The organism is Flavobacterium tiangeerense (assembly GCF_007830355.1).
Classification (GTDB): domain Bacteria; phylum Bacteroidota; class Bacteroidia; order Flavobacteriales; family Flavobacteriaceae; genus Flavobacterium; species Flavobacterium tiangeerense.
Map to the genome: position 1 here is coordinate 65,972 of NZ_VLKO01000001.1, position 26,044 is coordinate 92,015.

Sequence of the window (26,044 nt, forward strand, 5' to 3'; positions counted from 1 at the left end):
GATACTTTATGAATGATGCTCTTGCTGTTCTTCAAAAATATTGGAAACACAACTCCTTTCGATCACTTCAAAATGAGATTATTGAATCTGTACTGCAAGGTCAAGATACCTTTGCAGTATTGCCTACTGGAGGTGGAAAATCAGTGTGTTTTCAAGTCCCAGCGCTTTTAAACAAAGGAATATGCCTTGTCATTTCTCCGCTGGTAGCATTAATGAAAGATCAAGTAGCTAATTTACAACTAAAAGGCATCAAAGCAATTGCCTTGACAGGAGGCATCAGAAGCGAAGAAATGATAGATTTGCTAGACAACTGTCAATACGGTGATTATAAATTTCTTTATTTATCACCCGAGCGGTTACAATCGGACTGGATTATTGATCGCATAAAAAAACTTCCTATAAATTTAATCACAATTGATGAAGCGCATTGTGTATCGCAATGGGGACATGATTTTAGGCCTGCATACCTAAAAATTTCTACACTTAAAGAGTACTTCCCAAACACTCCTTTTCTGGCCTTAACCGCAAGTGCAACTCCCAGAGTAAAAACGGATATCATACAACAGCTTAGTCTTGAGAAGCCAATATTATTTGAAAAATCTTTTTCAAGACCAAACATTGCTTACATGGTTTTTGAGGTAGAAGACAAACTTTTTAGAGTAGAACAAGTTTTAAAAAAAAATCCAGAACCTTCTATTATTTATGTTCGAAACAGAAAATCAACTCTTGAAATTGCTTCCCAATTAAACAGTTTAGGATTTAAAGCTACCCACTATCACGGAGGACTTTCCTCAAAAGAAAAAGATAAAAACATGCAAGCCTGGATGCAGGAAGAAGTCCAAGTCATTGTAGCAACAAATGCTTTTGGAATGGGGATAGACAAACCCAATGTGAAAACGGTAATTCACGTACAATTACCAGAAAACATGGAGAATTATTACCAAGAAGCTGGTCGTGCCGGACGTAATGAGGAAAAAGCTTTTGCAATTCTACTGACGAGTCCATCAGATATAATTCATGCTGAAAATCAGTTTTTAAACAGTTTGCCTGACAAGAAATTTCTAAACCTAATGTATGTTAAGCTTTGTAATTATTTCCAAATTGCCTACGGCGAAGGTATTGACGAGCAATTTACATTTAATTTGAATCAATTTTGCATCAAGTATAAATTTCCTACCTTAAAAACGTACGCTGCAATGCAGTTTTTAGATCGCCAAGGAGTTATTACTTTATCACAAGAATTCTCAGAGAAAATCACTTTGCAATTCACTATACCGTCAAAAGAAGTAATTCGATACATGAGTTTAAATCCAAATGATGAAGAAATAATTTTAGCTATTTTACGCACATATCCAGGTATATACGAGATGCAAACTGCTTTTAACCTGCAACTTGTGGCTAAAAAATCAAATCATAATGAAGCTCAAGTACATGCTGTTTTAAACAAATTAAAAGAAAAAAACATAGTAGAATACCAATCTAAAAACAATGATACCACATTGGTTTTCAACGAAATTCGAGAAGACGAAAGAACAATAAATAGAGTATCCAAACACTTAGAACATCAAAACCAATTAAAAAAGACACAGCTAGAATCTGTAATTGAATATATAAGCAATAAAGACACTTGTAAGAGTCAATTAATTCTAAACTATTTTGGGGAGAAAAATACAGAGGATTGTGGTCATTGCTCCTATTGCATAACACATAAAATAAAGAAAAAAGACAGTAAGAATCTTGCTCAAGAAATAGTAACTTTGCTCAAGCAAGGAGATTTAAACTCCAGAGAAATTCAAAATAAAACGAATAGTTCAACCGAAGACGTTTTTTCCGTTTTACAAGATCTTTTGGAAAATAACATCATATTGGTTCAACCAAACAATACTTACACATTACGATTATGACAGAGAAATTACGAATTGTATTTATGGGAACTCCAGACTTTGCAGTAGGGATACTTGATACTATTTTAAAAAACAACTATAATGTGGTAGGTGTCATCACTGCAGCTGACAAACCTGCTGGACGCGGTCAAAAAATAAAATTTTCGGCTGTAAAAGAATTTGCGTTACAAAATCAGCTTCCATTATTGCAACCAGCAAGCTTGAAAGATGAAGATTTTTTATCCGAATTAAAAAACTTGAATGCAAACTTACACATTGTTGTAGCGTTTAGAATGTTACCAAAGGTCGTTTGGGATATGCCAGCATTAGGAACATTCAACCTACATGCTTCACTGCTTCCTGAATATAGAGGAGCTGCTCCCATAAATTGGGCAATTATCAATGGAGAAAGCAAAACTGGTGTAACTACTTTTTTTATAGATGATAAAATTGATACCGGGGCAATGATTTTAAGTGACGAAATTCCTATTGCTGAGAACGAAAATGCGGGCCAACTACACGACAGATTGATGGAATTAGGCGGTAAAACTGTAATCAGAACATTAGAAATGATTGCAGAAGGTGCTGTTTCTACTCAGATTCAAGAAGACAATGCATCAATTAAAACTGCGTACAAACTTAATAAGGAAAACTGTAAAATAGATTGGACAAAATCCGCAAGTGTAGTTCACAATTTAATTAGAGGATTATGTCCTTATCCAGCCTCATGGTGCTATATCAAAGACAATGAAGAGGAATGGAATGTCAAAATATATGAATCGTCAATTGTATTAGAAAAACATGCCTTTGAAATAGGAAGCGTACATTGTACCAAGAAAGAATTAAAAATTGCTGTTTCTGATGGATTTGTCAAAATACTGAGCTTACAATTTCCAGGAAAGAAAAGAATGAATACTAGCGATTTATTGAACGGAATTGTTTTTTCTGCTTTTGCAAAAGCGTATTAGACCCAACAAAACAAGGGAATCACAGCGCGACGCCTAGATTTATCAACAAAAAAAATAAGTTATCAACAAATTAAGCTAAATTAACACAAAACACTTGCGAGGAAAGGAAATCCACTTAAATTTGTATATTAACAATATTTGATAACCAACAATTAATAACTATTATTATGAACAAATCAGAATTAATCGATGCTATCGCTGCAGATGCAGGAATAACAAAAGCTGCTGCAAAATTAGCTTTAGAGTCTTTTTTAGGTAACGTGGGAGAAACCTTGAAAAAAGGTGGTAGAATTTCATTAGTAGGTTTTGGATCTTGGTCAGTATCTGCTAGAGCTGCAAGAGATGGTAGAAACCCTCAAACAGGTAAAACGATTCAAATCGCAGCAAAAAATGTAGTGAAATTTAAAGCTGGAGCTGAACTTGAGAGTGCAGTGAACTAATTTTAGAACACCATATATAGACAAAACCTTCCATTTGGAAGGTTTTTTTTTGCATTTCAACGAAAATGTTTATGAATTAAATAATAAAAACCTTAATTTTAATAAAAAAATTATTCCAATGATTACAGATAAATTAAAAAAAGGACATTTGCTCATTGCAGAACCTTCCATAATTGGCGACTTATCATTCAACAGATCAGTGATTTTACTAGCTGATTACAACCAAGAAGGCTCAATAGGTTTTATCATTAATAAACCCTTAAAATACACTATTCACGATTTAATTCCTGAAATTGATGCTTCTTTCAAGATTTACAATGGCGGACCTGTAGAACAAGATAACTTATATTTTATTCATAACATACCTGATTTGATTCCAAATAGTATTGAAATATCAAATGGTATTTATTGGGGTGGTGATTTTGAATTTACAAAAGAGCTTATCAATAAAGGCTTCATAAATAATGACAACATTCGTTTCTTTTTGGGTTATACTGGCTGGCATGAAAACCAACTGGAAACCGAAATGAAAAGCAATTCATGGATCATAACAGCAAATAGCTATGAAAACAAGATCATTGGAAAGTCTGCAACTCATTTCTGGAAAGAACAAATAATGGAACTCGGGGGAGACTACCTCATATGGTCAAACGCACCTGAAAATCCTTATCTAAATTAATTTTGCACAAGCTTATTTATTTCATCAAGCAACTGTAAAGCTATTTTTGAAACATATGTTTTTTTACGATAGTGTGTTATGGGCTGAATTCCCTTTATAACATTGGTAACAAACAATTCATCTGCTTTTTGAAGATCAAAGGGAGAAATTACCTCCTCAAGCACTTCAATATTTTCAATTTTTTTTGCTAATAGTAAAATTTGCTTTCGCATTATCCCATTCAAACAACCTTCTGAAATGGGTGGCGTTATCAACTTATTACCTTGAACCATAAATATATTTCCTTGCAATGCTTCGACAACATTTTTACTATCATTAAGCAAAATACAATTGTCTAAGCCGTTTTCGCTAGCAAAAACACTACCCGTTATATTGATGATTTTATTTGTTGTCTTTATACTAGAAAGTAATTGCTTAGAGATGTAAAAATCCTTGTATAAATCAACTTCATACTTTTTATCTTCTATACAATAACGAGAATTTTCAATAGGTACTATTTGAATCACATATGAAACGGTTTGATTTTGTGGCAAATAATACCCACCTTCGTTTCTAAAAACTGTAATTCGGGCTCTTGCCGAACTAGATATTTCATTTTTAAGTGTCAAAGAAATAATTTCTTCTTCAAGAAATTCCATGGTGAAATTCATGGGGATTTCCATTCGGAGTACGCGCATGGATGCCATTAATCTGAAATAGTGATCTTCTAGAAAAAGAATTTTACTATTGACAATTTTGACTGTTTCAAAAACACCATCACCATACAAAAAAGCACGGTTTTGTCCCCATTCGCAATCATCTTGAGAAACAATTGTTCCGTTAAAATTAACCATAAAAAAAGCCCTAAAATTAGTTAGGGCAAATATAGTTATAAATACTATTTTTAAACAGAACCTATGAGATGTTTTAAATCAGAAATTTGATTTTCCCATAATAAAGTAGCTTCGCTAACCTCTCCTTTTTCGGCAAAGTCTACTACCATTAGAGATACATCTTTAGTAAGCTCATCAACCAGAATGTGTAGTTCAAAAAAGTACTCTGTATCCTTACTATTCTCATCAACCCATTTAAATTTTACTTTCTCGCCCGTTTTTTTAGACGCAAGTCTGGCTTTTTCCTCTGAATCATTCCAAATAAAGGTAAAATATTCACCTCTCGAGTTAACGTTATCTGCAAACCATTCTGACAACCCTGATGGAGTTGATATGTATTGATACAGTAATTGAGGGGATGAATTTATGGGAAACTCGATTTCGTAACGTACTTTTTGATCCATGAGATACTTTTGTATTTTTTTGGAAATATATAGATAATTACCACATAAAAAAAGGATTTTGAAAAATATTTTTTTTTATTAATTTATGCTTGCAAGCTCTAAATTTATTTCTATATTTGCACCCGCAATGAGGGACAGTTAACCACCCTACAATGGCGAGATAGCTCAGTTGGTTAGAGCGCAGGATTCATAACCCTGAGGTCCCGAGTTCAAATCTCGGTCTCGCTACAAGTTTTAAAAATCATAAAGTCTAGATTTTAAGCGGTATTAAAGCAATTTAATACCGCTTTTTTATGTCGAATTTATTACGATATTTACAATCTGAACACGATTTTGAACACGATTTGAAAGAAAAGAAGAAATACTCCGAACCTAAGATCTACGATGCAGACGGTGATTTGTCAAAACGTTGGTATGTTTATTTTTCTTTTAGAAAAACTGCTGATCTAACCTTAATTAGATTTCCTAATAACATTTATGCTCCGCAACATCTTGATAAAAAGGGGAGAGTTCAATGGTTAAAAAGTATCCAACGTAACTTATCGATACTTTTAAAGGACGGCTTCAATCCCTATGACCCAAATAACAACTTTGAATTTGAAAGTGAAGAAAGTTTAAGCCATTCTATAAGAGAAGCTTTTGAATTTGCTTTGAACATCAAAAAAAGCACCTTAGCAGGTACATCCTATCAGGGATTAGAGGGCAGAATGCTGCGATTTGAAAAATGGCTAAATGAAAATGGGTTTAAAAACAGCCTAATTACATCTGTAAACAAGAAAGTGGTCACCTCCTACTTAAACGAAATTTTAATTGCTACATCGGCTAAAAACAGAAATAACACTCGCACTGACATCAGTTCTATGTTTACTGTTTTAGCAGATAATGAAATTATTCCTGACAACTTTATTCATAAAATTCCAGTTTTAAAAAGTACTCCTGAGAAAAATAAATCTTTTACTAGTGATCAAGAAACTGAAATTTTCAAATATTTAAACGAAAACAATAAGTTACTATCCTTGTATGTTAAATTCATTTCCTTTAACTTTTTAAGACCAGTGGAAGTGAATCGTATTAAAATTGGCGACATTGATTTAAATGATAAAATTTTAAAAATTAAAACCAAAACAGGATTCAAGGTAAAGAGGATCCCTCAACTGCTTATTGATGAAATTCCTGATCTCTCAAATTATAAAAGTGATGCGTATTTATTTGGAAGAAAAGATTTTGGTCAATACTGGGAGGCCACAGAAAATAGCAGAAGAAATGATTTTTCGGATTATTTTTTAGAAGTCAAAAAGAAATTTGGGTTTGATAAAAATTACGGATTGTATAGTTTTAGACATACTTTTATAACTAAACTCTACAATACTTTCATAAAAGAAATGACACCTGATGAAGCCGAATCAAATATAATGTCTATCACTGGCCATACCAGTAAAACGGCTCTTAGAAAATACTTAAGGGAGATCAATGCATATATACCTGATGATTATTCTAAGTATATTAGGTAGTTGATTCGCTTTATAGAATAACTTAGCATAATTTTGCCTTTTAATACAATACAACTAGTAGTAATTGGCCTTTAAAGAAAATAAAAACTACTCCATAGAAAAGTGGTTTTGTTTACTTTTTGAGCGCTAAAAATGCTATTAATTGTTTGTTTAATTTACCTAGAAATTCGATGCAAGCAATATTCTAAGTAAAGCTATTAAACACATCTTTAGAAAAAGTCAAGAGACTTTTATCTTGTTTACAGCTTGCAACACGACTTAAAATAGCTCGATGTCATAGACTTTCGTGCAGCACCCACAAGAATTTTATTCATAAATAAGAACACTTCGGGGAGCTAGGCAAACTAAAACAGGATATAATTTATGGCTGTATATACTTCCCAGCTGCTCAAAGTATTCAAAAAAAACTTCCTTAAAGACTGCGGGCTGCTGTCCAAATATCTATAGTTTCGCACCTAGTTAATTAAGATGCTTACATAATTTTTTATTTAGTAGGCAAACAATTATATTTGAAAATTAAGCACTTTTTTGTACCCTCTACGTTAAATTTTATGGATATTCATTTAATAGAGTCGTGGTGTAAATCCTTTATTTTCGGTTATAAAGTAAGTAGGTACTCGTTGTAAACGAGTACAAGAGGGAGATACGTTTTGAAAAAAAACAGGAATTGAGAACTAAATAAAATACTAAAAAAATGTACCATTATATTTTTTATAAATTATATAGCTATATGCTAACAACCCCTAATTCTAATTTAGCACTAAATGGAGCAGTAATATATTTATCTATAAGTCTGCTTTTTTATTCAATAACAATTGATTTGTTATTAAATAAATTTTTAAAATTGCACTCAATGTCAAGTAGTACATTTATGATTATTGGTTTATGTTATGCATTTTTAATTTATTCTATTAATTATTGGTATTTTAGAAAAGATAACTTGTATCTTGAGATTGAAAAAAGGTTTATAAATGAAAGTGAAAAGATGAGGGTATTAGGTAATATTTTTGCTGCTAGTATTGTTTACGGCTCGATTATTTTCTTTATGCTTACAGGTTTTTTAGTTAACAAATATTTTGGTGGGTTCAGGTAGTACAGTGCAATCGCCGGTTACTACTTTCGTAGTAAATAGTCAATCATAAATTTCTAAATTATTTTCTGCTATTAATTTCATACCCTCTCCCTGTTAGTACGAACAGATACTCGTCGTAAACGACCACCAGAAAGATTGTTTAATGCAAGATCTTACAATATGAATAAATTAAAACAAGTTGACGAATTGTTAAAAAAAGGTCAACCCATTCATGAAGCAGGGATAAATAGTTGGGCTTTTCTTAAGAAGGAGGCGTTGGAAATTTTGAATCGATTAGAAGAATTAAATGTCTTTATTTTGGGTGGAGATGTTTATGTATTATCATATGATTTTTTTAAACCTAACTATGATAATTGGTATTGTAATAGATTTTCAAATGAAACTGATATTGAATTTACAAAAAGAAGTGTAAAAACAGCAAAGGATTTCATTATGAATTATAATATTGTAGATACTGAAGCTAGCCAAATATTTTTTGCTTTTGTACTAGATGAATTTAAAAATGATTAAAAGAGTAATGATAAAAAAAGGAGATATTTTTGTTGTTAAGATTGATGATAAATCAAAACGTTATTTTCAGTACATAACAAATGATTTAAAGCAATTAAATAGTGATGTTATTAGATGTTTTAAAAAAATATACACTTTAGAAGAAAGCCCAAATTTAAAAGAAATAGTAAAAGATGAAATTTTTTTTTATGCCCACTGTGTAACCAAATGGGGTGTTAAATTGGGGTATTGGGAAAAAGTAGGTACTATAGACAATGTAGGGACTTTTGATCATATTTTGTTTCGAGACACGAATGATTATGGAACAATAAAAGGAGAAGAACCTATAAAAGTTTCACATAATTGGTATGTATGGAGAATAGGAGAACTAAAATCAACCTATCTTGGTAAACTTGAAGGAGAAAATAGAAATGCTGAAATAGGATTGGTTATAAATCCTGAAAGTATAGTTTATAGAATAAAAAACGGAAAATACGACTTCCCATTTTACCCAAATTTTGAATAGACATTACTTTAATAGAGCCGCCTTGCAAACGCTTTATTTTCATTAATTAAGTAATTAGGTGCTCGTTGTAAACGAGCACCAGAGGGGACTTCATTAAAATAATATGAACAGAGAATTATATATTAAAACAATTAAAAAGGAATGTGCTTTTCTTGAAGCAGAAGGATATACATTTTATCAAGTTGACGCAAATTTTTTTTATACCAAAAACACACAGGATGAAGGTTTTAGAATTCGTTTTAGTTGGTTGGAGTATGGTGATAAATTTGTTACACATGGCTTAACTGCAGAAAAGCGATTTAATATTATTGAACAAGAGATCCAGAAAATATTAGGTGGTAATTTGGTAAATTATTACACCATTCACAAAAGTCCTTTAATGGATAATGACTATATTCCTAAAGGATTAGAATTTCAAATGAGTGGTGAAAATTTTCGTTTTGAAACTAATACTATTAAAGACATTGAGTTATTTGGAGAATATTTAAGAAGCTTCTATTTCCAGGATGTAATTAAGTTTTATAGCAATTATAAAGAATTTATTGAAGTTGCTAAATCTTATGAAAAATTAGAGCGAGAAAGTATTTCAATTTTAATTTTAAATACTGGTAATGATATTTTTTACAGAGAATTAGTAATTAAAAATAAATCTAAGTCTACTGATGAAAATAATTTTATTCAAATGGTAGTTAATGAGTTAGAGCCATTGAAAGAAAATTCTATCTTCGGAAAAATATTAGAAAATTTTAAACGCCTCAAAAACAATCTTCATTCAAACGCTTAAAAACCCGATGGCTCGGATATGACGAACATTCTCGATATTGTTATCTCGGAATTGCATCCCATCTGGTGCTCGTTTGCAACGAGTGCCTTCTTACTTTCAAAAAATAATTCGTAGCGTTTGTAACGCTGTAAACTAAAACAAGATTTAATCTATACTTGTAAATCTTTCTGAAGACAATTATGATATTGACCCCGCTGCACGAAGTATTCAAAAAAAATGTACTTAAAGACGACGGGGTGCTGCGCGAATGTCTCTGACACTCTTCTCCTCTAAGTCTACTCAAGAAAAGCTGCGCAAACGTCTTTGACTTTGCGCAATTTTTTTAATTTCTTGATATTCTCTAATCTCTTAAAAATTACCCGACATGAAATCCTATTTATTCGGATTTGGAATTTTAACTTTTAATTTTTTTCCTTTAATTCTGACCCAACTCCTACTCGAGTGAGTACTAAAAACTAGATAATAATAGTAATGGTACTTTGGAGATAACAGAAACACCTACGACCATTATCATACCTGCGCGCATATGAAGAGATGCATACGACACTCTACTGTATGTAGAAAAAATAAAAGCTCTAGCCACGAGAGTTACACCATATAAGATTATGCTAAATATCAAAAAATTAAATGAAATACCAAAAATATAGCTTTATTTAATATTCAGCATATATTTTATATGATTAGATTAGATTACATCAACTCAATATTATCACTGATCAAAAAACGTCAAATTTTTCTCAACCCCATTTTTTTCAGGATCACAAAACTCCCATTTAATGACCAGATTTATTACATAAGCATCCCTAAAATATTTGAAAACAAATTGATACAAACTAAAAATAAAGTGTCCTCACTTAACTAAAATTTCTCTTGTACTCATTTTTTCTCTACGGGTTTTTCAATAGATTCTCAAATAAATTGTCATATGCTGTTTGCGAGATATAATTTTCATCTGAAGATTCTACGTAAAATATGTGTTCGAAATATAAACCAAAAAAGTAAAATAATACTTTACTCATTTCCCCTTTAATAGTAAAATTAAGCAAGTTTTTCAAGATTTCGGTGTGACTAATTAATGAGCTCTCATTGTTCATCGATAAATTGTTTTCAATAGTATAGGTGAATGACATTGCGCTCATGAACAACTCATTTTGGATGATAGAATCAAAAATGAGTCGCCTTTTACCTTCAGACAATTCTGTAATAAAGTATTGAACTTTCATTTTAAAGTAGTCACTACTGTCTATAGAAGTATCATTAATTATTTTAACAGCTTCAATAAAATTTTCAGATAATTTCGCATTCTCTGAATAAAAATTCGGAGACTCAAATTTTTCAAATAATAATAAATTTACGAAAGGGACGAAAACATGTAATTTTTCATCTTTGGGAATGAAGTTTTTATTCTTTTTCATAGTGTACAAAAAATGCGTGAAGCAATAGTCAACTGTCAAAGAGGTACTCGGAAACCCAACAACCAGAAGACTACGCCCACGCAAGTATTTTGCATAGGCGTAAGTCTATCAATTTTGGTTGTTAAAGAAGATTCCGAGTTTTCTTTGACCAAATCAATAGCTTACGCGATTAATAATATTTTTCTAGGTGTAAAATTAGATTTTTATTTCAAAACATTTTTATTGTATTATTAAAATTATATGCTACTTATAGGAGCACTTTTTAAATTTTCTTAGTAAATACGCGACAGCTTCAGCATCTGACAGTATTTTTTTCTTTTTAGTTGCTGTTTTGGTCTTATTCACCAATTCAGATCGCACACCAAGCATAGCAAATAAACGAGATTTTTCTTTCTCGCTTAATGCCTCTATAACTTGATATGCGACCTCTGCTAACATGAAGTTTATGGTTTAAGACCTTTCTTGAGTTTGCTTTCTATCTTTTTTCCAATAGTTTGATTAACTTCTTGTCGATGATTGCTTGATTGCCGGTGCTTATTCTCATCGCCTCTTGTATCTGTGTTTTCAACTCCAATTGCATTTTCTTTACTTGCTCTAATTCCAGCATCAATTTCTGGAACAGTAGAATGGTCTCTGATTTGTTCATAATTATTAAGTTTAGATTTTATATTTTGCCAAGAAATTTTTTTGTGTACATCACTTCCTTTATAAGGTATCTCTTTATACAGAAAAGATATACCTGAAATGTATCCCGTAGTACTTTGATTTAATTTGGTATCTACTCCTCTTTCTTTTAATTTTTTGATAAATAGTTCAAGATTGATATTCGCATTCAGAGTTTCAAAAATGATATTTTGCAACTCCAATCTTGCAGGAACGTCTCCTGTTCTCAAGCATTTTTCTATTTCACCTTTACTGAGAACATTGCTTTCGTCCTTAAGTAAAAGTTCAGTTAAATTATATTTTAGTTCTAATCTGCGAACCAGTGCCTCACTCCGTTTGTAATTTTGAGAATCGCTAACCACATTCCCATCATATTTAACCCTATTCGCTACAACATGTGTGTGCAATAAATTCGTATCACGATGTAAGAAAATTACATATTGATTATCATCAAAACCCATACCCTCTAAAAAATCACGGTTTAAGCTTGCAAAATCTTCATTAGAAAGTTTTTCTGAGTCAGAATAAGGCAAATTCAAACTTACATGATATACAGCTCTGGAAAGGTTGGGTTTTAGCTGCCTAATGACATTAAACTCTTTTGTTTGTTTTACCACTGAATGTGCGGATAAATTGGAATCTAAAACAATAGCCTCTCCTCTATCAACCTTCTTTTGATTATATAACAGAACACCAAAAAAATCCTTTCCGATGATTTGCTTGGCTATCATACTAATCCAACAATTGATTTTTAATCGTATTTAACTTTTCTTTTAAATTCAATAAATTCTCTTCTAAACCTTTCAAATTTGGATTGCCTTGATTTGCTAGTTTGGCCATTTGGTTAATATTATTACCTATCCGAGAAAGTTCAATTAGATAATCTCTATTTAACCCAGACATAGAAAATTTAGGTAACTGTTTTTTCAAAGACCTAATTCGTATAAATTCAGTAACTGACAGACCATAAGATCTAGAAAATTCTTCAATTTGAAGTTGCTCATCAAGAGTAAATCTGATATTGATTTGGAACATTTTTAAATCTTGAATATGTTTCTTTGGTCTTGTCATAGCCATTCAATTTTTACAATAAATAAAAACTCATTTGTTCGTTTATCTGATGACAAATCTATAAGGGTAATTGCTAGCAAAAAAGATTTACCGTAATCAAAAAACGTTACGGTAAACCTGATTCCAATTAATTTGAAGATAAATTGAGGATTAATAAACTAAGATTTAAACTTTTCAAAAATTAAAAAAAAGATTAAATTTCAAAGAAAAAGCATCATTTAAAAATAGGGCTCTGCCAGATTACAAATTAAACGGGGTGTGGGGTGCAACCCTGCCAAGCCATTCGACCAAAGGGAGGTTTTTGCTATCAAAAACATGGCTTGCTTCGCGACAACCTATAATTTTAGTTTGGCCTTAAGGGGAAAAAAATAAGCATAAAAAAAACCTTCACTTTTGATGAAGGTTGGACATATTTGCTTTTTAGATTAGCAATCATCACTGATCATTTTGTTATAGGTTTCCTTTAAAGTTTCCTCAGCTTCTTTAATTTCAAAAAAATGAAAAGGTGTTTTCAAAATTTCAGAAATAGCATCTTTATAATGTCGTTTTTTATACGCCATATCTTTGACATTAAAATATTTACAAGGATTTTTTGGATGTACTTTTTGAGGAGTGTCGAGAACGTTTTTTTCTTTGTTTCTTATTTCAAACCGTAAAGCTGCTTTATTTTCATATTTCTTTAAATCAGTAAAATCATATGAAAGTTTATCATAAAAATCTTCTTCTAAAACCACAATTAAAGCTTTTCTTCTTGATAGATAATATTTTAAATCTAACTCAAAGCAATTAAAAATAGATTTATCTTTAACTAAATGGTCGTGTAATAGTTTTAATTGTTCAGACGTAAAAACTACTCCTTTAATTTTAATTGAAATAACCAAAATTTGATCATTATTCAAGTAATCGAATACTTCTCTTAAATTAGCTTTTATCATCTTTTAGGCCCTCCTCTTCTTTTACCTTTGTTTAAATTTTGATCTAACGAAACAATCTCTTTGATAGCTTGTTTTAAATTTAGCTCCCTTTTAAAAATTAAATGCATTTTTTGACAAGCGATACTTCCTAATAAAAAATAATCCCGCATGTTTAAATCCTGTTTTTCAATATGTTTTTTAATAAAAAACGCAAGTAAAACCGCTTCGTAATTTTCTATTGGCTCCTTAATAGCGTCCATTTTTTTATACATTAAATCCCAAAATTCACCTCTACTTTGTGTTGATTTAATAGGTTGTTTAACAATAGAGCTACCCATAATTTTAGAAAATGATTCTAAAAAATACCTACCATATTCCCATTGTCGTACATTTAATTGATCAATTAATGCCTCTTGAGTAAACTCTTTAATCTCTGGATATTTAAAAAAATCTCCTAATCTATAGGGTTTAGAAAGTAATGTATTGAACCATTCTTTTTTAAAGTCTGATAAATTATCTAAGAGTATTAATCCGAAGTTAATGGTGATTTTAAAATAACGATTTGAATCTAAATTGAAGTTATTTAGATCTGTTCCTGGCAGTTGTTCCAAGTAGTTACCATGTAATTCAATCGCAAATGAAAGTGCAAGTAGAGACTTGAAATCTTGTTCCGAAAAGTACACAAACTCGGTATTTACAAGCTTTTCCTTTAGATCATCATATATTACATATTCTGATTTTAGTGGTGAAAGAACCTCAAATTCATCTAATATCATACTATTAATTATTTAAGTTTAAAACAAAAAAAAGCTGAAATTATTTAAATAAAAAATATAATTTTTAAAAATATTGATGTATTTTAAGAAATATCCCATATGTAATATTCAAGACAATAATATTCCGAATTAGAATATTTGGTAGTGTATTCATTGATTAGTTTTCACATTAATTAGTTCTAACATTTAATAGTTCTAACATTTAGTAGTTCTAACATTTAGTAGTTTTAACATTTAATAGTTCTAACATTTAGTAGTTCTAACATTAATTAATTAGTTTATTAATTAATTAGTTTTTAATTAATTAGTTTATTAATTAATTAGTTTGCATCTTGTTTTCTAATTAATACAAGAGTGGATTTATGTTTTTAATTTTTTTTTGATTATAAAGAAAGATAAAATAGAGTAATATTTATCTTTCATTATGGGATGCAAAATATGGGGTTTAAGATCAAGGATTGAATACTTTTTCTATATTGACACGAGTTCTAACAAAATATTTATTCTTAGATTATTTGAAAGCCATTCTGAAACCTAATTACAGTATCCTTATTTTTACTTTTTTAAAAACTTGACTATCGTAAAGGCATCCATTCCAGAGCATTTAATTCTTTTATTGAACCCAAAATAAAACAATTACGTAAAATGAAATTGGAAGTATAGGTGCATTATATGACCTCTTCAAAATTGAAATAATAGCTATTGATTATTGAAATAGATCCGTTAACAGTGATACGTTTCTATTTTGTCTGTAAAGTCAATTTTTTTTGATTTCCCATTATTTGCCACATTAGGAATGTCTACTCTAGTTTATCTAATGCGCTTTTTTGTATAAGATAGAGCAATAGTTCCCTTTTGGGATTACCTGATGCTGTTTGGCTTGTTAGAAAAGAGAATTTTGATTCAGGTTTTTAGCCACCAAATTGACTTCATATGGAAAGGCGAATGCTTCTATAGGATGATGTTGCAACCATTTTGCTTCGTCTTCTGGTGTTAGTATTACCGGCATGCGTTTTTTGATATTGTGTATTTCTGACATAACTGTGTTGGCTTGGGTGGTAACAATAGCATAGGTGTTTTTGATTTCACCTGTGATTGTATTGGTCCATTGCGAATAAATTCCAGCGAAAGCAAAGAGATCATCATTACCAATTCCGATTTCAAATTTGTTTTTATTTTTTCCTTTGCTGTCAAGCCATTGCCATTCATAGAAACCATTGGCAATCACAAGACATCGCTTGTTTACTGAGTTTTTGAAGGAAGGCTTTTCGCTTATTGTCTCTATTTTGGCGTTTAAGGTGAATTTTTTAATGTCTTCATCTTGAGCCCACGCTGGTATCAAGCCCCAATTGTAATGCGTAATTATGTTTGGTTTTTCATCAATGACTACCGGAGTTTTGGGATATTCAAAACCATTGGCATGAGTTGCTGGTTTGAATTCTAGTGGATTGTCAATTGTAGCCTTGAACCTACTTTGTACTTCTAAAGCTATTTTGGTTTGTTTGGAATGATAGCACATATTCTTCCCTTTAACTTTTTAATTTTCGAGTTCTTTTAAAATTGCATTCACATCTTCTGCTGTTGTGGTTAGTTTTAACTTGCAAAATTTAATTAGTTTAGTGGCTCTTTTTACTTTCTCAGAAAGGTCATCAACTGATATTTCGCCTTGTTCTATTTCGGATACAATACTTTGCAATTCTTCAAAAGCGTTTGTATAATTTAATTCTTCTTCCATATTATTCTTTGATTTTTGTGATGGTGCTTTCTATTGTTCCGTTAAAAAGTACTGTTTCTATTGTAGTTCCCTCTTGAAGGTGGGTTGTATCTTTGACTGCTTTACCATTATGATAGGTGATACTAAAACCTCTTTTTAACACATTGACAGGATCCATGATTTGGATATTTTTCTCAATGTTTCCCAAAGCAAGTTCGGTATTTTTAATGTTTTTAATGGATGCCGTTTTTATAGTTTCTTGCAATTGAAATACTGCTGCTTGTGATTGCTTGATCCTATCGGTTGCAGCCATCTGAGTTTTATGATACAAAGATTCTAAAACGTTATTGCTGTTTTTTATAATGAATTGGGATTGTTGCTTTATGGCATAGCTTGCATTTTTGATTTTGTTTTCATTGTTGTTAAGTATGGTATTTGTCAAAGAACGAAACAATTTAAGTTCGGATTCCAATGTGGCATTCTCTTCGCTGATCAATCGTCTGGCTTTGTCGATTATTTTGTCCTTTGCTTTTTGAATTGGTACCGAAATATTGTGGAATTTTTGAAGGAGGTATTCCGCAAGTTTTGTTGGTGTAATGGCATTGGTATGCGCGATCATTTCACATACGGTTTCATTGGTGACATGACCAATACCTGTAATGACAGGAATAGGAAATAGTGCAATTGCTTTGGCTAATTCATACTTATTATAACAGGATAACCCGACATCGCCACCACCACCTCTTATGATGGCCACTGCATCAAAATGATGGATCACTTTCTTTATTCGCTCTAACTGAGCAATAATACCCGTTACAGCTTTGTCTCCTTGTAATATGGATGGAAACAAGAGGTAAAAGAACTTATAATTCCAATTGTTGTTGTCAATTACATTTAAAAAATCACCGTAACCTTTGCTGGTTTCTACTGAAATGATTGCCAGTCTTTGCGGTAATAAAGAAAGTTCTAGCTTTTTGTTTGCATCATAAATTCCTTCTTCTTTTAATTTTTTGATGGTTTGTCGCTTTTCATTTTCTAAATCTCCTAAGGTAAACTGTGGATCAATATCTATAATTTGGAGTGACAGTCCAAAAGCGGGATCAAAGGAAATTTTAGCCAGAAACAATATTTTAATTCCGTCTTTAAGCGGTTCTTGTAAAATTCTTAGAAAGTTGCGGTTTATATTTTGATAATCGTCACGCCACAGGGTTGCTTTGCATTGTGCGACAATTTTACCGTCTACTTTTTCTATAATTTCAGGAAAACAATGCCCTGAATGACTGTAATGATTCAGTTTGTTCATTTCAGCTTTAATCCAAAAAGCACTTGAATACCGTTGTTCCAGCGTTTTTTTTATGCTTTTGGTTACTTCCAGCAGCGAAAAAATAGCTTTGTCATTGGTTTTCTCAGGCATTCTGACTTTGGATTTATGCATATAAGGATGGTTCCTTTTATGTTTTATCAAAGATAAAGTAGTTTTTTCAGATTGTTATAAATGGCTCAAAATGATTTAATAAATTTTTGTGGAAAGGATTGGAGGACATTGGTTACTTTTCTATTAATTGGAAAGGACACGGAACAGAATTTTATGCTACCGGGGGGAAGATCTTTTATTGCCAATTAATTGGAAAGGAAATGGTATTCAATTCTGCTTGAAATGATTCTGTTTAGTGAGCCGTGATGCAAACGCTACGACTTGTTTTATAAGGAACGAAGGCACTCTTTACAAACGAGCACCAGAGAGAGTTGCACAACAGCTACGTGTGTTGTGCGCTCCTTTTTATTCTATATTTGGTTCTTGAGATTTCTGTAGGATAATCTAGTTCTGAATCATCAAATTCTTTAACTTTTTCAATTAATCCAAGATTTGTTAATTCTATTAGATCACTATTTTCAATATTATTTACGGAAATTTTTACATTTTCATAATTAATATATACAAACCAAGGCATCCACAATACTCCCCACATTTCAATAGAAAAATCAAATTCATATGTTTGCTTTTCAAAACAATAGTTACCTAATTCTTCAATTAATATTTTTTGTTTTTCTGTCATTTTATCAAATATAATTTTGAATATTTATTTTTCAAAAACAAATTTCTCAAATCCACCTAAAAAAATATTTACTATCCATTTTTCAAATTCCTTTGATGTTGATATTTTATACTTTTGGTCATAACTTACTATCAAGAATGCTTTACCACTATCGATTTCATTTTTAATTTTTTTCAATTCCGAAATACAAAATTGATAAGGTGTTGCAGTATCATACCAATTAGAATTCAAAAAACTTTTAAATTCTTCTCCATTTTCTTTATAAATTATGTGCTCAACATCCATGTATTTTCTGTTTTTCGTTCGGTGACAAAATGACGCACAACTTTTCTCTAAACTAGGTTTGGGAAAGAGTAAGACTGAACTTTTGGTTGAAAACTGAACTTCAAGATAGAAAACCAAGTTTAAATTGATGACTAAAACCCAATTCTCGTGTACCTGCTGTAACTCGTTCTTTATTTGTTTTTGTATTCTTTAATTTTAGATAATAGCCTTTTTGCTAAATATTCATTTCCGGTTTTTAAATGCTCATATATAATTTTTGCTTCCTCAAGATATTTTTCTTTTTTAGATTTGTCCCAATAGTAAGGAGGGGCATATAAATTACAAATTCTGTCAGCCATTTTAACTGCCCATACTTCCTTTGGTTGTAGTAGTATTCTATTTAGGCTGTCTGTCATTTGTAGTTCTTTTTCAAGTGTAGAATTTTTGGTCAAAGCAGAAACACCTTCTAGTACTTGTTTACCATATTCATCTTCAAGACTGTTGGATGTATAGTTTGTATCTTCTAATGTGTCGTGCAATAATGCACATTTAATAGCAAGTGTAAGATTAAAATCTAAAGTGTTTTTAGATGCATTAATTATCTCAAATACAACACTTCCAATATGATTTATGTATTCAATTTTTTCGCCTTGATTTTGTCCACCATAAGTTTGTCCGATATGTAAAAGACTAACCTTTTGCCATAATTCTTGTAAATTATCAATTGTAAATTCGTTATCCATTTTTTAATTAATTCTAGTGTTGTTAAAATTCTACCTAAATTTTTATTAAGTATTTGTATATCAAATATTTAAAAAATGTAGTTTTCTATACAATCATTGCTTTGTCACCTGATTTTGCTAGTCTAACTCTATCCGAATAACCTTTGAAAAAGTATGGAATATTGTCTTCTTGTCCGTTTTCAAGTCTCATTTTTACTTTGTCAAATGCAACCAATGAAATTTCAAAATGAGGAAGCCCTGTTACTAGCAAAGGTTGGTCTAATTGGTCGTACCAAAAGTATTTTCCTCCAAAATTTCGCCTTGCAACTTCAAAAATATAGGAACCTGCCTGTGCAATTAAGTCTTCTTTCATTTCATCATCCATCTGGTCCCCAAATTCAGCAAAGTTTTCAAGAAGTTCATCAAGTTCAACTAAACTCTCCTCAGAATAGTCAAATGCTCCTTCATATTTTTCATTGAATGATTCTACAATTCTTTCAGCGTTTGCTGTCGAGTCGTTTATAAATTCTTGTTGAGCCTCATCAACAACATTGTCAGCTTGTTTTAGTCGCACTAGTTCGTGTTTTTGTTGTTCTTCGTTATTCTTTTTTTTGAAAAAATCAAATAGTCCCATAGCTGTTAAATATTTATGTTTTGAGTTAAAGATTAATCTAGTTGTTCGTTTTTGTTGTCGAGAAGCGGTTTCCTAAAATTCTAACTAACGTCAGTCTGTGAAAAAACTAAAATCAACCTCTTTAGAATTCCATATTTGAGATTATTCTTTGGTAGCCCTCCGAATACTTTCTAGATTTGAAGAGGTTTTTTAACAGCCTGACGTCTTGGCACTACAGCGGATTTGGTACTAAATTAAGCCTATTCTTCGGATTTGCCAAATCATCACCTATACAAAACCAACTTTCCATTAAGCCAAATGCCCAAATCCATTGTATTAGCTATTATAGCCAGTTTTTTTATTCAAGTGTGTCATTTCCATTTTCGTCTATTCCAATTTGTTGTCTGATATAATTTTGAAAAGTCTGATTAGTATAAAACAATTCTCCTGTTTCGTGCCAAAATTCAACTACCAATCCATCATATAAGTCTAAGTCAAAACCTGAAAAGTCGCCACAATAGTTGTCGCCAAAAAACCAAATATTTGATTTTATATCATAATGTTCATCAAGTCCTAAATCCTCAAGATTGAAAAGGAAAGATTGAACTTTAAATTGACATTCTCTAAAATTACCTGAACCAATTTCTCGTAAATATCCGATGTAATCTAGTGGGACATTCGGATATTTTTCAATAATTTTATTAAGTTGTTCCTCTGAAAGTAATTCTTTATTATTTGTCTCGTCTTTATCATCTTCAACTTTCCCAAGAAATTCACTTTCTAATTTATAATTGGTATTCATAAGCTCTCATAATTATTCGTAAACACTAGCTCCTTTAAAAATGTCTGCAAACGTTGACCAGTCTGGTTTGTCAGCATTTACATTTGGCTTCATATTATTGTAATAGCCTTGAATATCTTCGGTATATGCACTCAATACTTCCAAAAAGTCAGGCAAAGTTTTGCTTTCCCAACTTTCAGGATTGTCCAAAAAGCCCTTGCGTAATAAATGAAGAAACTTAATAAAAGTTTGTCTGTCCGTTATTTTAAAGTCGTTAAGTGTGTCGTTCATAAAATTGGCTATAACGTCTTGCAACTACAGCGGGTTCGGGACTAAATTAAGCCCATTATTCAGATATGCCAAAACTTCCAAATACAAAACCAATTTCAAATTAAGCCAAATACCCAGATTACTTGTAGCGTGCTCTGCGACAGGTTTTAATTCCCTCAATTATTTTTTCTTTGTTTTGACCCCTATAAATCAGTTTGTATTCTTCAGTTCTATTTTTGTATTTTTTTAATCATTATTCTAAAATAAAAGAAGTATGATAAAATAATTACAACAACTAATGTCAACATTAAAAAGTCAAATATTCCATAATAATTATTAATTTCCTTACCATTTAGAAATAAAATTTTTGAGTTTGTATTTCCAATGTATAAATTTTTTGAAACTATTTTATCTCCAACATTAATGGAGTAGTTTAATGTTTTGAATTGTGTCAGATATACTTTATTTTTATTATTGTTTATTTCATATTCAAATCCTTCTAAAACTCTTCCTTTACCTTGAGAAGTGATTAAACTTACTCTTGAAACATTTCCAATTACAATATCACTTTTATCAAGATATTTTAAATTATAATAAGTAGTTGAAAAAGAAGTAATGAAAAGTAATAAGGCTATTAGATTTATAATAAAAATTGAAACGTACTTCTGCATTTTTCTTTAACTAAAAAATTTTAAAGTTGATTTTTGGCAAACTTCTCGCCAACGGTTTGCGGCTGCACGATGCACATGGATTCGGAAATCCGAGTATTTTCCGCCAAACGAAAACGTCTTGCGAAACGATAATTCCACAAAAGCCTTGTGTATTGTTTAACTGCTGTTGAGTGAAGTTTACATTGTTTGCAAGTGTATTATTTTTGCCAAGATAATGTACAATGTTTCATCATCCTCAATTGGTAGTTTTATTTTTTTATCAGATTTTAATTTACTTATATTAGGAATTAGATTAATGTGTTTTTGAGTTTCTTTTGATTGTGCAAACCCACTGCCTAAGTTGATTTTATAAGTGTCATTCTTACCATTAATTATAACGTAATTTCCTTCAATTTTTTCTATGTTCAGTTTTAAAATTGGCGCGACTTTCTCAATAATTTGTTTTCTGATTTTTGCATTTGCATTGTCTGAAAACAGTCCTTTTTGATAATCAGTTCTATAAGATTCAAACTCTTGCCTGTTATCTGATAATTCTACATTATTTGCTATACTCGTAGCGGCGATAAAAAGATCAATATCTCTACAAATTTCAGATAAAGTAATTAAGGGAACCTTAGATAATTTTATTTTTTCAAAAGGCTGTGTTGGTTTATAATCGTTAATTTTGGTTGAATTGTCTTTGGTAAAATAAATTGACTTTGTAGGGATAGCAAAACTATATCTGTCATAATCGCATATTAGGTGAGCTGTAATATTCAATGATTTTAAATAGAGACGCGGCCAGTTTACTCCTTCATGAACATATGTAAAAATCCAGCCTGTATTATTTGCAATGGCCATAAGTTTTTGAACCTCTAGAAAATGATGGGCAAAACGCGGTGTTTCTAATAATTCTGATTCTGTTTTAGAGAAAGGATAATTCTCTCTAAATGCTTGCCTTTGAGTTTGAACAATTTTACTTAGCCATAAGTAATTTTGCCACTGAATGATATTTTCTTCACTATTCGCGACTGGATGCCACAAACAAATCTCATCTTCGGAGTTCGAAGTAACTTCTTTATTATCGATATCTAATAACTGATTGTCTAGAACAATAAAGTCTTTATTTTGGGTTTTATTTGTCCAAATCAAGTTTTCAATATGAGGATATATTAAATCATGGCTTTTAATATATTTATTCCAATCTGAAAAAATCCATACCCTATCATAAAGCCAATACGTTTTGATTCGTTTACTTAAATCGTTAAAAATTGAATTGATGAGTTTGATTTCTGCATTGATTTCCTTTAATGTTTTGGCATGATCATTTGATATTTCGGTTGGAAGTTTTTTTAAACTATTCCCATCTTTATCCTCATAGTCTTTTAATGTTTTTTTCTTTTGATAACTTATAATTATCTTATAATCTCCTATTTCAAATGTTTTTTTTCCATCTTTAAAACCAAAAGATGGAATTGACATATCTGCTAATAGTTGTTCTGGTATTGGCGAATTTTCTTTAAACTTATCTATGCTTTTTTCTAAGGCAACTACAAATTTATTATATTTTGTTTTGTTCCTCATGATGTTAAGCATACCAAAGGCTTCTTCCTTTTCAGTAGCAACCAAAGCTTCTAATGCTAAATTTCCAGTAATGGTAGATTTTGCACCAACACCATAAATTTTAGAATAAGAATACTCTGTGATATTTTTTAGAATACTCAAAGACAAATCATTTGGCTCAATATAAGCACATGACCAAATTAAACCTTTTAAGGCATTCGCATAAACATCAAAAAACCACGACTCTTCTTTTAATGATAAATCAAATAATACTTGTAATTCTTTAAAGTATTTTTCAACTCCTAATTTTTCTATTACCTTTCGTAGACTAGATAACCATGCAGAAGTAGGCTTTTTTCCTTTGGGACTTTGGCAGATAACATTCATTATTTCATACCATTGTTCTTTTGAATTCAATTCATCAATGTACTTAACTTTAAACCACTCCCAATTTATATCTGAAAGAAATAAATTATCAGATTCTTCACTTTTTGGTTTATTAACCTGAGAATTTTTTAATTCAGAAAAAGGAATAGTAGTTTGTGAAGAAAAAGCTGGGTGTAAATTTTTAGAATTTTTAATGCTTAATTCAAACTGTTGATAAGTGGCGTACTCATTATCAGTAAACCAATCATATATATTAGTATCACTTAAATATGTTTTCACGAAATTTTCATGTTCATATTTATTCATGAATACTAAAGAAAGTAAAACATATGGAATAGTATCCCAATGATAAGTGGCTTCAGCCAAAGGGACAGAAACTAATCTGTAGGGACTTCCAACTTCTGAAAGCAGATTGTTGCAATCTTCTGCAAAAAATGAACTTCTAAAGATTATATCTTGACCTTTATAGTTGATTGTAAAAAGTTTATCATCATCATCATATAAGATTTCTTTATGTACTTTTTTCAAAGCTACAGGGATCAAAATATTCAAATCATCAATAAATTTCTTAATTAAGTCTAATGATTTTGATTTTTCATGATTAGTCAAGTTACTATATGAATCAATATGAAATATTTTGGTTTTATAATAGAAACCGCTATATTTTGATAAAGTAACTGCTTTATTAAAATCTCTTATTTGAACACTAGAAGACTTTTTTGGAATAAATAATTTTGTCATATAACTATCTGATGCTGCATTTTCATTTGATTTCTCTTCTGTTTTAGATGCGATTTCTCTCAAAAAATTCACTCCATCCAAATAGGGTTCCGTTTTTGTTCTTTTTAATAAAAGCATTTCATACTTCTGAACAATTAAATTGTAATAATCTAATTGTGATGATAAATTTTGTATCAACGGTGTAATTATATAATAAAAAATAAGATGAGAGTTTCTAATCTCGTTCTTTAATAGAGAACTGCGGTCTTCATTTTTTGATAATAAAAAGTCAATTTTTTCCTCTAACCAATGGGTTGTACAAACGAGATTATTCGTTAGTGAAAGCAGTAAAACCTTCCAGTATCTATCTTGTTCATATAAATATTCGTTTTTTATAAAATAAATTATATGTTCTAAGATTCCTATTTCATTTCCTTTTGATTGATTTATTAATCTCTTAGCTTCTTCAAAATTTTCTATGTTTAGCTTTGCTCTTTTATCTATTATTTTAAAGGAAAGAAAGTCTTTTAAAATTAAAAACATTTCTTTATTCAAGCTTGTTTTGTGTGAATGATTATGGTCTTGGATAGCCTTTTCAAAGGCTATTTCAATTGCTTCGTCATACGGGCTGATATTTATTGTTTCGGGTTCACTGTTAACACGTTCTTCGTTTTCGTCAGCTAAATAATTATATTTTAAAGTAGTAGATTTTAGTAATAAAAATAATAAATAAGGTTTCTCTTCAAATGTTTGTGCATTTACATATTCAAAAACAGCATTGAAATATAGAGCATCATCATGAAATTTTAATTGAGCGAAATTGCAAGGTAAATAACTAATGTTTTGGTCTATTCGCGCATGAATTGCATGATAATAATTTGCAATTTGAGAACCTATATTTAATGGTCTGAATAAGTCAGGGTTTTGATGAGCTAAAGTTGCATGACTATGCCATAATGTAATATTACGATGAAAGTCATAAGGGGTATCTTTTAATTCAAAAAACCTTTTTAGCAATATGTTATTTGGATAATAATTAATTACATACATGAAAGCAAACTTCAAATAATACCCTTTACGGACCTCTTCAAAGTTATTTTCAAAATACTTGTTTTCATGCTCTAATGTTCTGAAAACCTTAATTAATGGCTCAAAAAAGGTTGTTTCAAAAGTTGTAATGTCAATTTTACTTTCATTAAACCAATCAAAAAGTAAGTCATAAATGTCTTCTGAAATTTTATACTCTAATTTTGGATTCTCTAATTTAAAAATTTGCTCTAAAATGTTCATAATGTTGTAAATGTTATGCTATCCAATTTAGAATTATCAATAAAGGATATAACAGAATTAGGGTTAATAATAATAGGTTTTTCGATGTGTTCAATAATTATATTGTCTATAATCACGATTATATTTCTAGATTGAATTTGACTCATTAATTTATAACTAAGATTTTCAAAATCATATTTTTCATCCCATTCTTGTAACTTTGAACATATAAGTTTTTTTATTTCTTCAGTTTCATTTTTGGGTATTTCGTTCAAATTAGCGTATCCAATTTCAGATAATAATGTTTCTATTTCGAAAATTTCTTTATATCCATGCTCGTGATTGTCAAATAATTCAAATAAAAGTTGAAATAATGATTCAAACTTATAGTTAAATAAATTTTTAAGATAATTCTTTTGGGTTCGACTAAGTTTTTGTACCTCTATTGATGCCATGTTCTATTTGTGCCTTAAATTTTACCCAACGTTATGCCACTCCAGCAGGTTTGGGACTGAATTAAGCCCTATTTTCGGAATTGCCAATCAT

General features: G+C 30.4%; 29 protein-coding genes and 1 tRNA gene. 10 read left to right on the plus strand and 20 right to left on the minus strand.

Annotated elements, in window-relative coordinates:
• Positions 1-8 precede the first annotated feature (8 nt).
• The 4 genes from IQ05_RS00315 to IQ05_RS00330 all read left to right on the plus strand — a co-directional run bounded on the left by IQ05_RS00315 (position 9) and on the right by IQ05_RS00330 (position 3,970).
• Positions 9-1,904, plus strand: a complete 1,896-nt coding sequence (locus IQ05_RS00315; RefSeq protein ID WP_144888939.1) for a RecQ family ATP-dependent DNA helicase — start codon at positions 9-11, stop codon at positions 1,902-1,904.
• A complete protein-coding gene (gene fmt, locus IQ05_RS00320) occupies positions 1,901-2,851 on the plus strand; it encodes a methionyl-tRNA formyltransferase (RefSeq protein ID WP_244289504.1) in 951 nt (316 codons plus the stop codon). Before IQ05_RS00315 ends, fmt begins: the two co-directional genes overlap by 4 nt.
• A 167-nt stretch (positions 2,852-3,018) precedes the next feature.
• The gene (locus IQ05_RS00325; RefSeq protein WP_086454747.1) at positions 3,019-3,291 is read left to right on the plus strand and encodes an HU family DNA-binding protein; all 273 of its coding nucleotides are present in this window, start codon (positions 3,019-3,021) and stop codon (positions 3,289-3,291) included.
• Positions 3,292-3,409: 118 nt separating this feature from the next.
• Positions 3,410-3,970, plus strand: a complete 561-nt coding sequence (locus IQ05_RS00330) for a YqgE/AlgH family protein (RefSeq protein ID WP_144888940.1) — start codon at positions 3,410-3,412, stop codon at positions 3,968-3,970.
• On the opposite strand, the gene IQ05_RS00335 is transcribed toward IQ05_RS00330, so the two are convergent.
• Positions 3,967-4,803, minus strand: a complete 837-nt coding sequence (locus tag IQ05_RS00335) for an aminotransferase class IV (protein WP_144888941.1) — start codon at positions 4,801-4,803, stop codon at positions 3,967-3,969. The genes IQ05_RS00330 and IQ05_RS00335 overlap by 4 nt on opposite strands.
• A gap of 50 nt (positions 4,804-4,853) precedes the next feature.
• A complete protein-coding gene (locus IQ05_RS00340; RefSeq protein WP_144888942.1) occupies positions 4,854-5,246 on the minus strand; it encodes an START-like domain-containing protein in 393 nt (130 codons plus the stop codon).
• 154 nt (positions 5,247-5,400) lie between these two features.
• Here IQ05_RS00340 and IQ05_RS00345 point away from each other — a divergent pair.
• The 6 genes from IQ05_RS00345 (at position 5,401) to IQ05_RS00370 (ending at position 9,649) form a co-directional block, all read left to right on the plus strand.
• Positions 5,401-5,474: transfer RNA gene (locus IQ05_RS00345), tRNA-Met, on the plus strand.
• 65 nt (positions 5,475-5,539) lie between these two features.
• Positions 5,540-6,757 carry a tyrosine-type recombinase/integrase gene (locus IQ05_RS00350; RefSeq protein WP_144888943.1) on the plus strand — a complete coding sequence of 406 codons (1,218 nt, stop codon included), beginning with the start codon at positions 5,540-5,542 and terminating at the stop codon, positions 6,755-6,757.
• Positions 6,758-7,451: 694 nt separating this feature from the next.
• Entirely contained in the window at positions 7,452-7,850 is a 399-nt protein-coding gene (locus IQ05_RS00355) for a hypothetical protein (protein ID WP_144888944.1), read from the plus strand.
• A 159-nt stretch (positions 7,851-8,009) separates the two neighbouring features.
• Positions 8,010-8,360, plus strand: coding sequence for an Imm40 family immunity protein (gene imm40 / locus IQ05_RS00360; protein WP_144888945.1), 351 nt, complete (start codon positions 8,010-8,012; stop codon positions 8,358-8,360).
• Complete coding sequence (locus IQ05_RS00365; RefSeq protein WP_208653336.1) at positions 8,353-8,865, plus strand: Imm26 family immunity protein; 513 nt, start codon at positions 8,353-8,355, stop codon at positions 8,863-8,865. The genes imm40 and IQ05_RS00365 overlap by 8 nt, the downstream gene beginning before the upstream one ends.
• 103 nt (positions 8,866-8,968) lie before the next feature.
• Positions 8,969-9,649, plus strand: a complete 681-nt coding sequence (locus IQ05_RS00370; RefSeq protein ID WP_144888946.1) for a hypothetical protein — start codon at positions 8,969-8,971, stop codon at positions 9,647-9,649.
• 887 nt (positions 9,650-10,536) lie between these two features.
• Here the strand turns inward: IQ05_RS00370 and IQ05_RS00375 are convergent.
• The 18 genes from IQ05_RS00375 to IQ05_RS00460 all read right to left on the minus strand — a co-directional run bounded on the left by IQ05_RS00375 (position 10,537) and on the right by IQ05_RS00460 (position 25,953).
• Positions 10,537-11,064, minus strand: a complete 528-nt coding sequence (locus tag IQ05_RS00375) for a hypothetical protein (protein WP_144888947.1) — start codon at positions 11,062-11,064, stop codon at positions 10,537-10,539.
• A gap of 243 nt (positions 11,065-11,307) precedes the next feature.
• Complete coding sequence (locus IQ05_RS00380; RefSeq protein WP_144888948.1) at positions 11,308-11,502, minus strand: hypothetical protein; 195 nt, start codon at positions 11,500-11,502, stop codon at positions 11,308-11,310.
• A 5-nt stretch (positions 11,503-11,507) separates the two neighbouring features.
• Entirely contained in the window at positions 11,508-12,458 is a 951-nt protein-coding gene (locus tag IQ05_RS00385) for a relaxase/mobilization nuclease domain-containing protein (protein WP_144888949.1), read from the minus strand.
• Position 12,459: 1 nt separating this feature from the next.
• Positions 12,460-12,804 (minus strand): plasmid mobilization protein, encoded by a 345-nt coding sequence (locus tag IQ05_RS00390; RefSeq protein ID WP_144888950.1) that lies wholly within the window; start codon positions 12,802-12,804, stop codon positions 12,460-12,462.
• A gap of 419 nt (positions 12,805-13,223) precedes the next feature.
• Positions 13,224-13,733: a hypothetical protein gene (locus IQ05_RS00395; protein ID WP_144888951.1), complete on the minus strand. Its 510-nt coding sequence runs from the start codon at positions 13,731-13,733 to the stop codon at positions 13,224-13,226.
• On the minus strand, positions 13,730-14,488 hold the full coding sequence (locus tag IQ05_RS00400; protein ID WP_144888952.1) for a hypothetical protein: 759 nt from the start codon (positions 14,486-14,488) through the stop codon (positions 13,730-13,732). The genes IQ05_RS00395 and IQ05_RS00400 overlap by 4 nt, the downstream gene beginning before the upstream one ends.
• Before the next feature lie 883 nt (positions 14,489-15,371).
• Positions 15,372-16,007, minus strand: coding sequence for an SOS response-associated peptidase (locus IQ05_RS00405; RefSeq protein WP_144888953.1), 636 nt, complete (start codon positions 16,005-16,007; stop codon positions 15,372-15,374).
• An 18-nt stretch (positions 16,008-16,025) separates the two neighbouring features.
• Positions 16,026-16,223, minus strand: coding sequence for an exodeoxyribonuclease VII small subunit (gene xseB, locus IQ05_RS00410; RefSeq protein WP_144888954.1), 198 nt, complete (start codon positions 16,221-16,223; stop codon positions 16,026-16,028).
• Position 16,224: 1 nt separating this feature from the next.
• A complete protein-coding gene (gene xseA / locus IQ05_RS00415; RefSeq protein ID WP_144888955.1) occupies positions 16,225-17,637 on the minus strand; it encodes an exodeoxyribonuclease VII large subunit in 1,413 nt (470 codons plus the stop codon).
• 322 nt (positions 17,638-17,959) lie between these two features.
• Entirely contained in the window at positions 17,960-18,259 is a 300-nt protein-coding gene (locus IQ05_RS00420; protein ID WP_144888956.1) for a hypothetical protein, read from the minus strand.
• Positions 18,260-18,283: 24 nt separating this feature from the next.
• Positions 18,284-18,544 (minus strand): hypothetical protein, encoded by a 261-nt coding sequence (locus tag IQ05_RS00425; RefSeq protein ID WP_144888957.1) that lies wholly within the window; start codon positions 18,542-18,544, stop codon positions 18,284-18,286.
• Positions 18,545-18,714: 170 nt separating this feature from the next.
• Positions 18,715-19,266, minus strand: a complete 552-nt coding sequence (locus tag IQ05_RS00430) for a bifunctional (p)ppGpp synthetase/guanosine-3',5'-bis(diphosphate) 3'-pyrophosphohydrolase (RefSeq protein ID WP_144888958.1) — start codon at positions 19,264-19,266, stop codon at positions 18,715-18,717.
• Positions 19,267-19,351: 85 nt separating this feature from the next.
• The gene (locus IQ05_RS00435; RefSeq protein ID WP_208653337.1) at positions 19,352-19,879 is read right to left on the minus strand and encodes a hypothetical protein; all 528 of its coding nucleotides are present in this window, start codon (positions 19,877-19,879) and stop codon (positions 19,352-19,354) included.
• A 337-nt stretch (positions 19,880-20,216) separates the two neighbouring features.
• Positions 20,217-20,660: an SMI1/KNR4 family protein gene (locus tag IQ05_RS00440; protein WP_144888959.1), complete on the minus strand. Its 444-nt coding sequence runs from the start codon at positions 20,658-20,660 to the stop codon at positions 20,217-20,219.
• A gap of 12 nt (positions 20,661-20,672) precedes the next feature.
• Positions 20,673-20,930 carry a DUF7660 family protein gene (locus IQ05_RS00445; protein WP_144888960.1) on the minus strand — a complete coding sequence of 86 codons (258 nt, stop codon included), beginning with the start codon at positions 20,928-20,930 and terminating at the stop codon, positions 20,673-20,675.
• A 209-nt stretch (positions 20,931-21,139) separates the two neighbouring features.
• Entirely contained in the window at positions 21,140-21,580 is a 441-nt protein-coding gene (locus IQ05_RS00450) for a hypothetical protein (RefSeq protein WP_144888961.1), read from the minus strand.
• Between the two features lie 177 nt (positions 21,581-21,757).
• Positions 21,758-25,519, minus strand: a complete 3,762-nt coding sequence (locus tag IQ05_RS00455) for a DUF4132 domain-containing protein (RefSeq protein ID WP_144888962.1) — start codon at positions 25,517-25,519, stop codon at positions 21,758-21,760.
• Positions 25,516-25,953 carry a hypothetical protein gene (locus IQ05_RS00460; protein WP_144888963.1) on the minus strand — a complete coding sequence of 146 codons (438 nt, stop codon included), beginning with the start codon at positions 25,951-25,953 and terminating at the stop codon, positions 25,516-25,518. The genes IQ05_RS00455 and IQ05_RS00460 overlap by 4 nt, the downstream gene beginning before the upstream one ends.
• Positions 25,954-26,044: the final 91 nt, after the last annotated feature.

Bases quoted from the DNA above. Each gene is read 5' to 3' on its own strand.
- imm40 (WP_144888945.1), top strand. From the start codon at position 8,010: ATGAATAAATTAAAACAAGTTGACGAATTGTTAAAAAAAGGTCAACCC.
- IQ05_RS00400 (WP_144888952.1), bottom strand. From the start codon at position 14,488: ATGATATTAGATGAATTTGAGGTTCTTTCACCACTAAAATCAGAATAT.
- IQ05_RS00430 (WP_144888958.1), bottom strand. From the start codon at position 19,266: ATGGATAACGAATTTACAATTGATAATTTACAAGAATTATGGCAAAAG.
- IQ05_RS00365 (WP_208653336.1), top strand. From the start codon at position 8,353: ATGATTAAAAGAGTAATGATAAAAAAAGGAGATATTTTTGTTGTTAAG.
- IQ05_RS00380 (WP_144888948.1), bottom strand. From the start codon at position 11,502: ATGTTAGCAGAGGTCGCATATCAAGTTATAGAGGCATTAAGCGAGAAA.
- IQ05_RS00460 (WP_144888963.1), bottom strand. From the start codon at position 25,953: ATGGCATCAATAGAGGTACAAAAACTTAGTCGAACCCAAAAGAATTAT.
- IQ05_RS00450 (WP_144888961.1), bottom strand. From the start codon at position 21,580: ATGCAGAAGTACGTTTCAATTTTTATTATAAATCTAATAGCCTTATTA.
- xseA (WP_144888955.1), bottom strand. From the start codon at position 17,637: ATGCATAAATCCAAAGTCAGAATGCCTGAGAAAACCAATGACAAAGCT.
- IQ05_RS00340 (WP_144888942.1), bottom strand. From the start codon at position 5,246: ATGGATCAAAAAGTACGTTACGAAATCGAGTTTCCCATAAATTCATCC.
- IQ05_RS00425 (WP_144888957.1), bottom strand. From the start codon at position 18,544: ATGGATGTTGAGCACATAATTTATAAAGAAAATGGAGAAGAATTTAAA.
- xseB (WP_144888954.1), bottom strand. From the start codon at position 16,223: ATGGAAGAAGAATTAAATTATACAAACGCTTTTGAAGAATTGCAAAGT.
- IQ05_RS00375 (WP_144888947.1), bottom strand. From the start codon at position 11,064: ATGAAAAAGAATAAAAACTTCATTCCCAAAGATGAAAAATTACATGTT.
- IQ05_RS00435 (WP_208653337.1), bottom strand. From the start codon at position 19,879: ATGGGACTATTTGATTTTTTCAAAAAAAAGAATAACGAAGAACAACAA.
- IQ05_RS00325 (WP_086454747.1), top strand. From the start codon at position 3,019: ATGAACAAATCAGAATTAATCGATGCTATCGCTGCAGATGCAGGAATA.
- IQ05_RS00445 (WP_144888960.1), bottom strand. From the start codon at position 20,930: ATGAACGACACACTTAACGACTTTAAAATAACGGACAGACAAACTTTT.
- IQ05_RS00420 (WP_144888956.1), bottom strand. From the start codon at position 18,259: ATGACAGAAAAACAAAAAATATTAATTGAAGAATTAGGTAACTATTGT.
- IQ05_RS00370 (WP_144888946.1), top strand. From the start codon at position 8,969: ATGAACAGAGAATTATATATTAAAACAATTAAAAAGGAATGTGCTTTT.
- IQ05_RS00315 (WP_144888939.1), top strand. From the start codon at position 9: ATGAATGATGCTCTTGCTGTTCTTCAAAAATATTGGAAACACAACTCC.
- IQ05_RS00395 (WP_144888951.1), bottom strand. From the start codon at position 13,733: ATGATAAAAGCTAATTTAAGAGAAGTATTCGATTACTTGAATAATGAT.
- fmt (WP_244289504.1), top strand. From the start codon at position 1,901: ATGACAGAGAAATTACGAATTGTATTTATGGGAACTCCAGACTTTGCA.
- IQ05_RS00385 (WP_144888949.1), bottom strand. From the start codon at position 12,458: ATGATAGCCAAGCAAATCATCGGAAAGGATTTTTTTGGTGTTCTGTTA.
- IQ05_RS00355 (WP_144888944.1), top strand. From the start codon at position 7,452: ATGTACCATTATATTTTTTATAAATTATATAGCTATATGCTAACAACC.
- IQ05_RS00390 (WP_144888950.1), bottom strand. From the start codon at position 12,804: ATGGCTATGACAAGACCAAAGAAACATATTCAAGATTTAAAAATGTTC.
- IQ05_RS00335 (WP_144888941.1), bottom strand. From the start codon at position 4,803: ATGGTTAATTTTAACGGAACAATTGTTTCTCAAGATGATTGCGAATGG.
- IQ05_RS00405 (WP_144888953.1), bottom strand. From the start codon at position 16,007: ATGTGCTATCATTCCAAACAAACCAAAATAGCTTTAGAAGTACAAAGT.
- IQ05_RS00330 (WP_144888940.1), top strand. From the start codon at position 3,410: ATGATTACAGATAAATTAAAAAAAGGACATTTGCTCATTGCAGAACCT.
- IQ05_RS00455 (WP_144888962.1), bottom strand. From the start codon at position 25,519: ATGAACATTTTAGAGCAAATTTTTAAATTAGAGAATCCAAAATTAGAG.
- IQ05_RS00350 (WP_144888943.1), top strand. From the start codon at position 5,540: ATGTCGAATTTATTACGATATTTACAATCTGAACACGATTTTGAACAC.
- IQ05_RS00440 (WP_144888959.1), bottom strand. From the start codon at position 20,660: ATGAATACCAATTATAAATTAGAAAGTGAATTTCTTGGGAAAGTTGAA.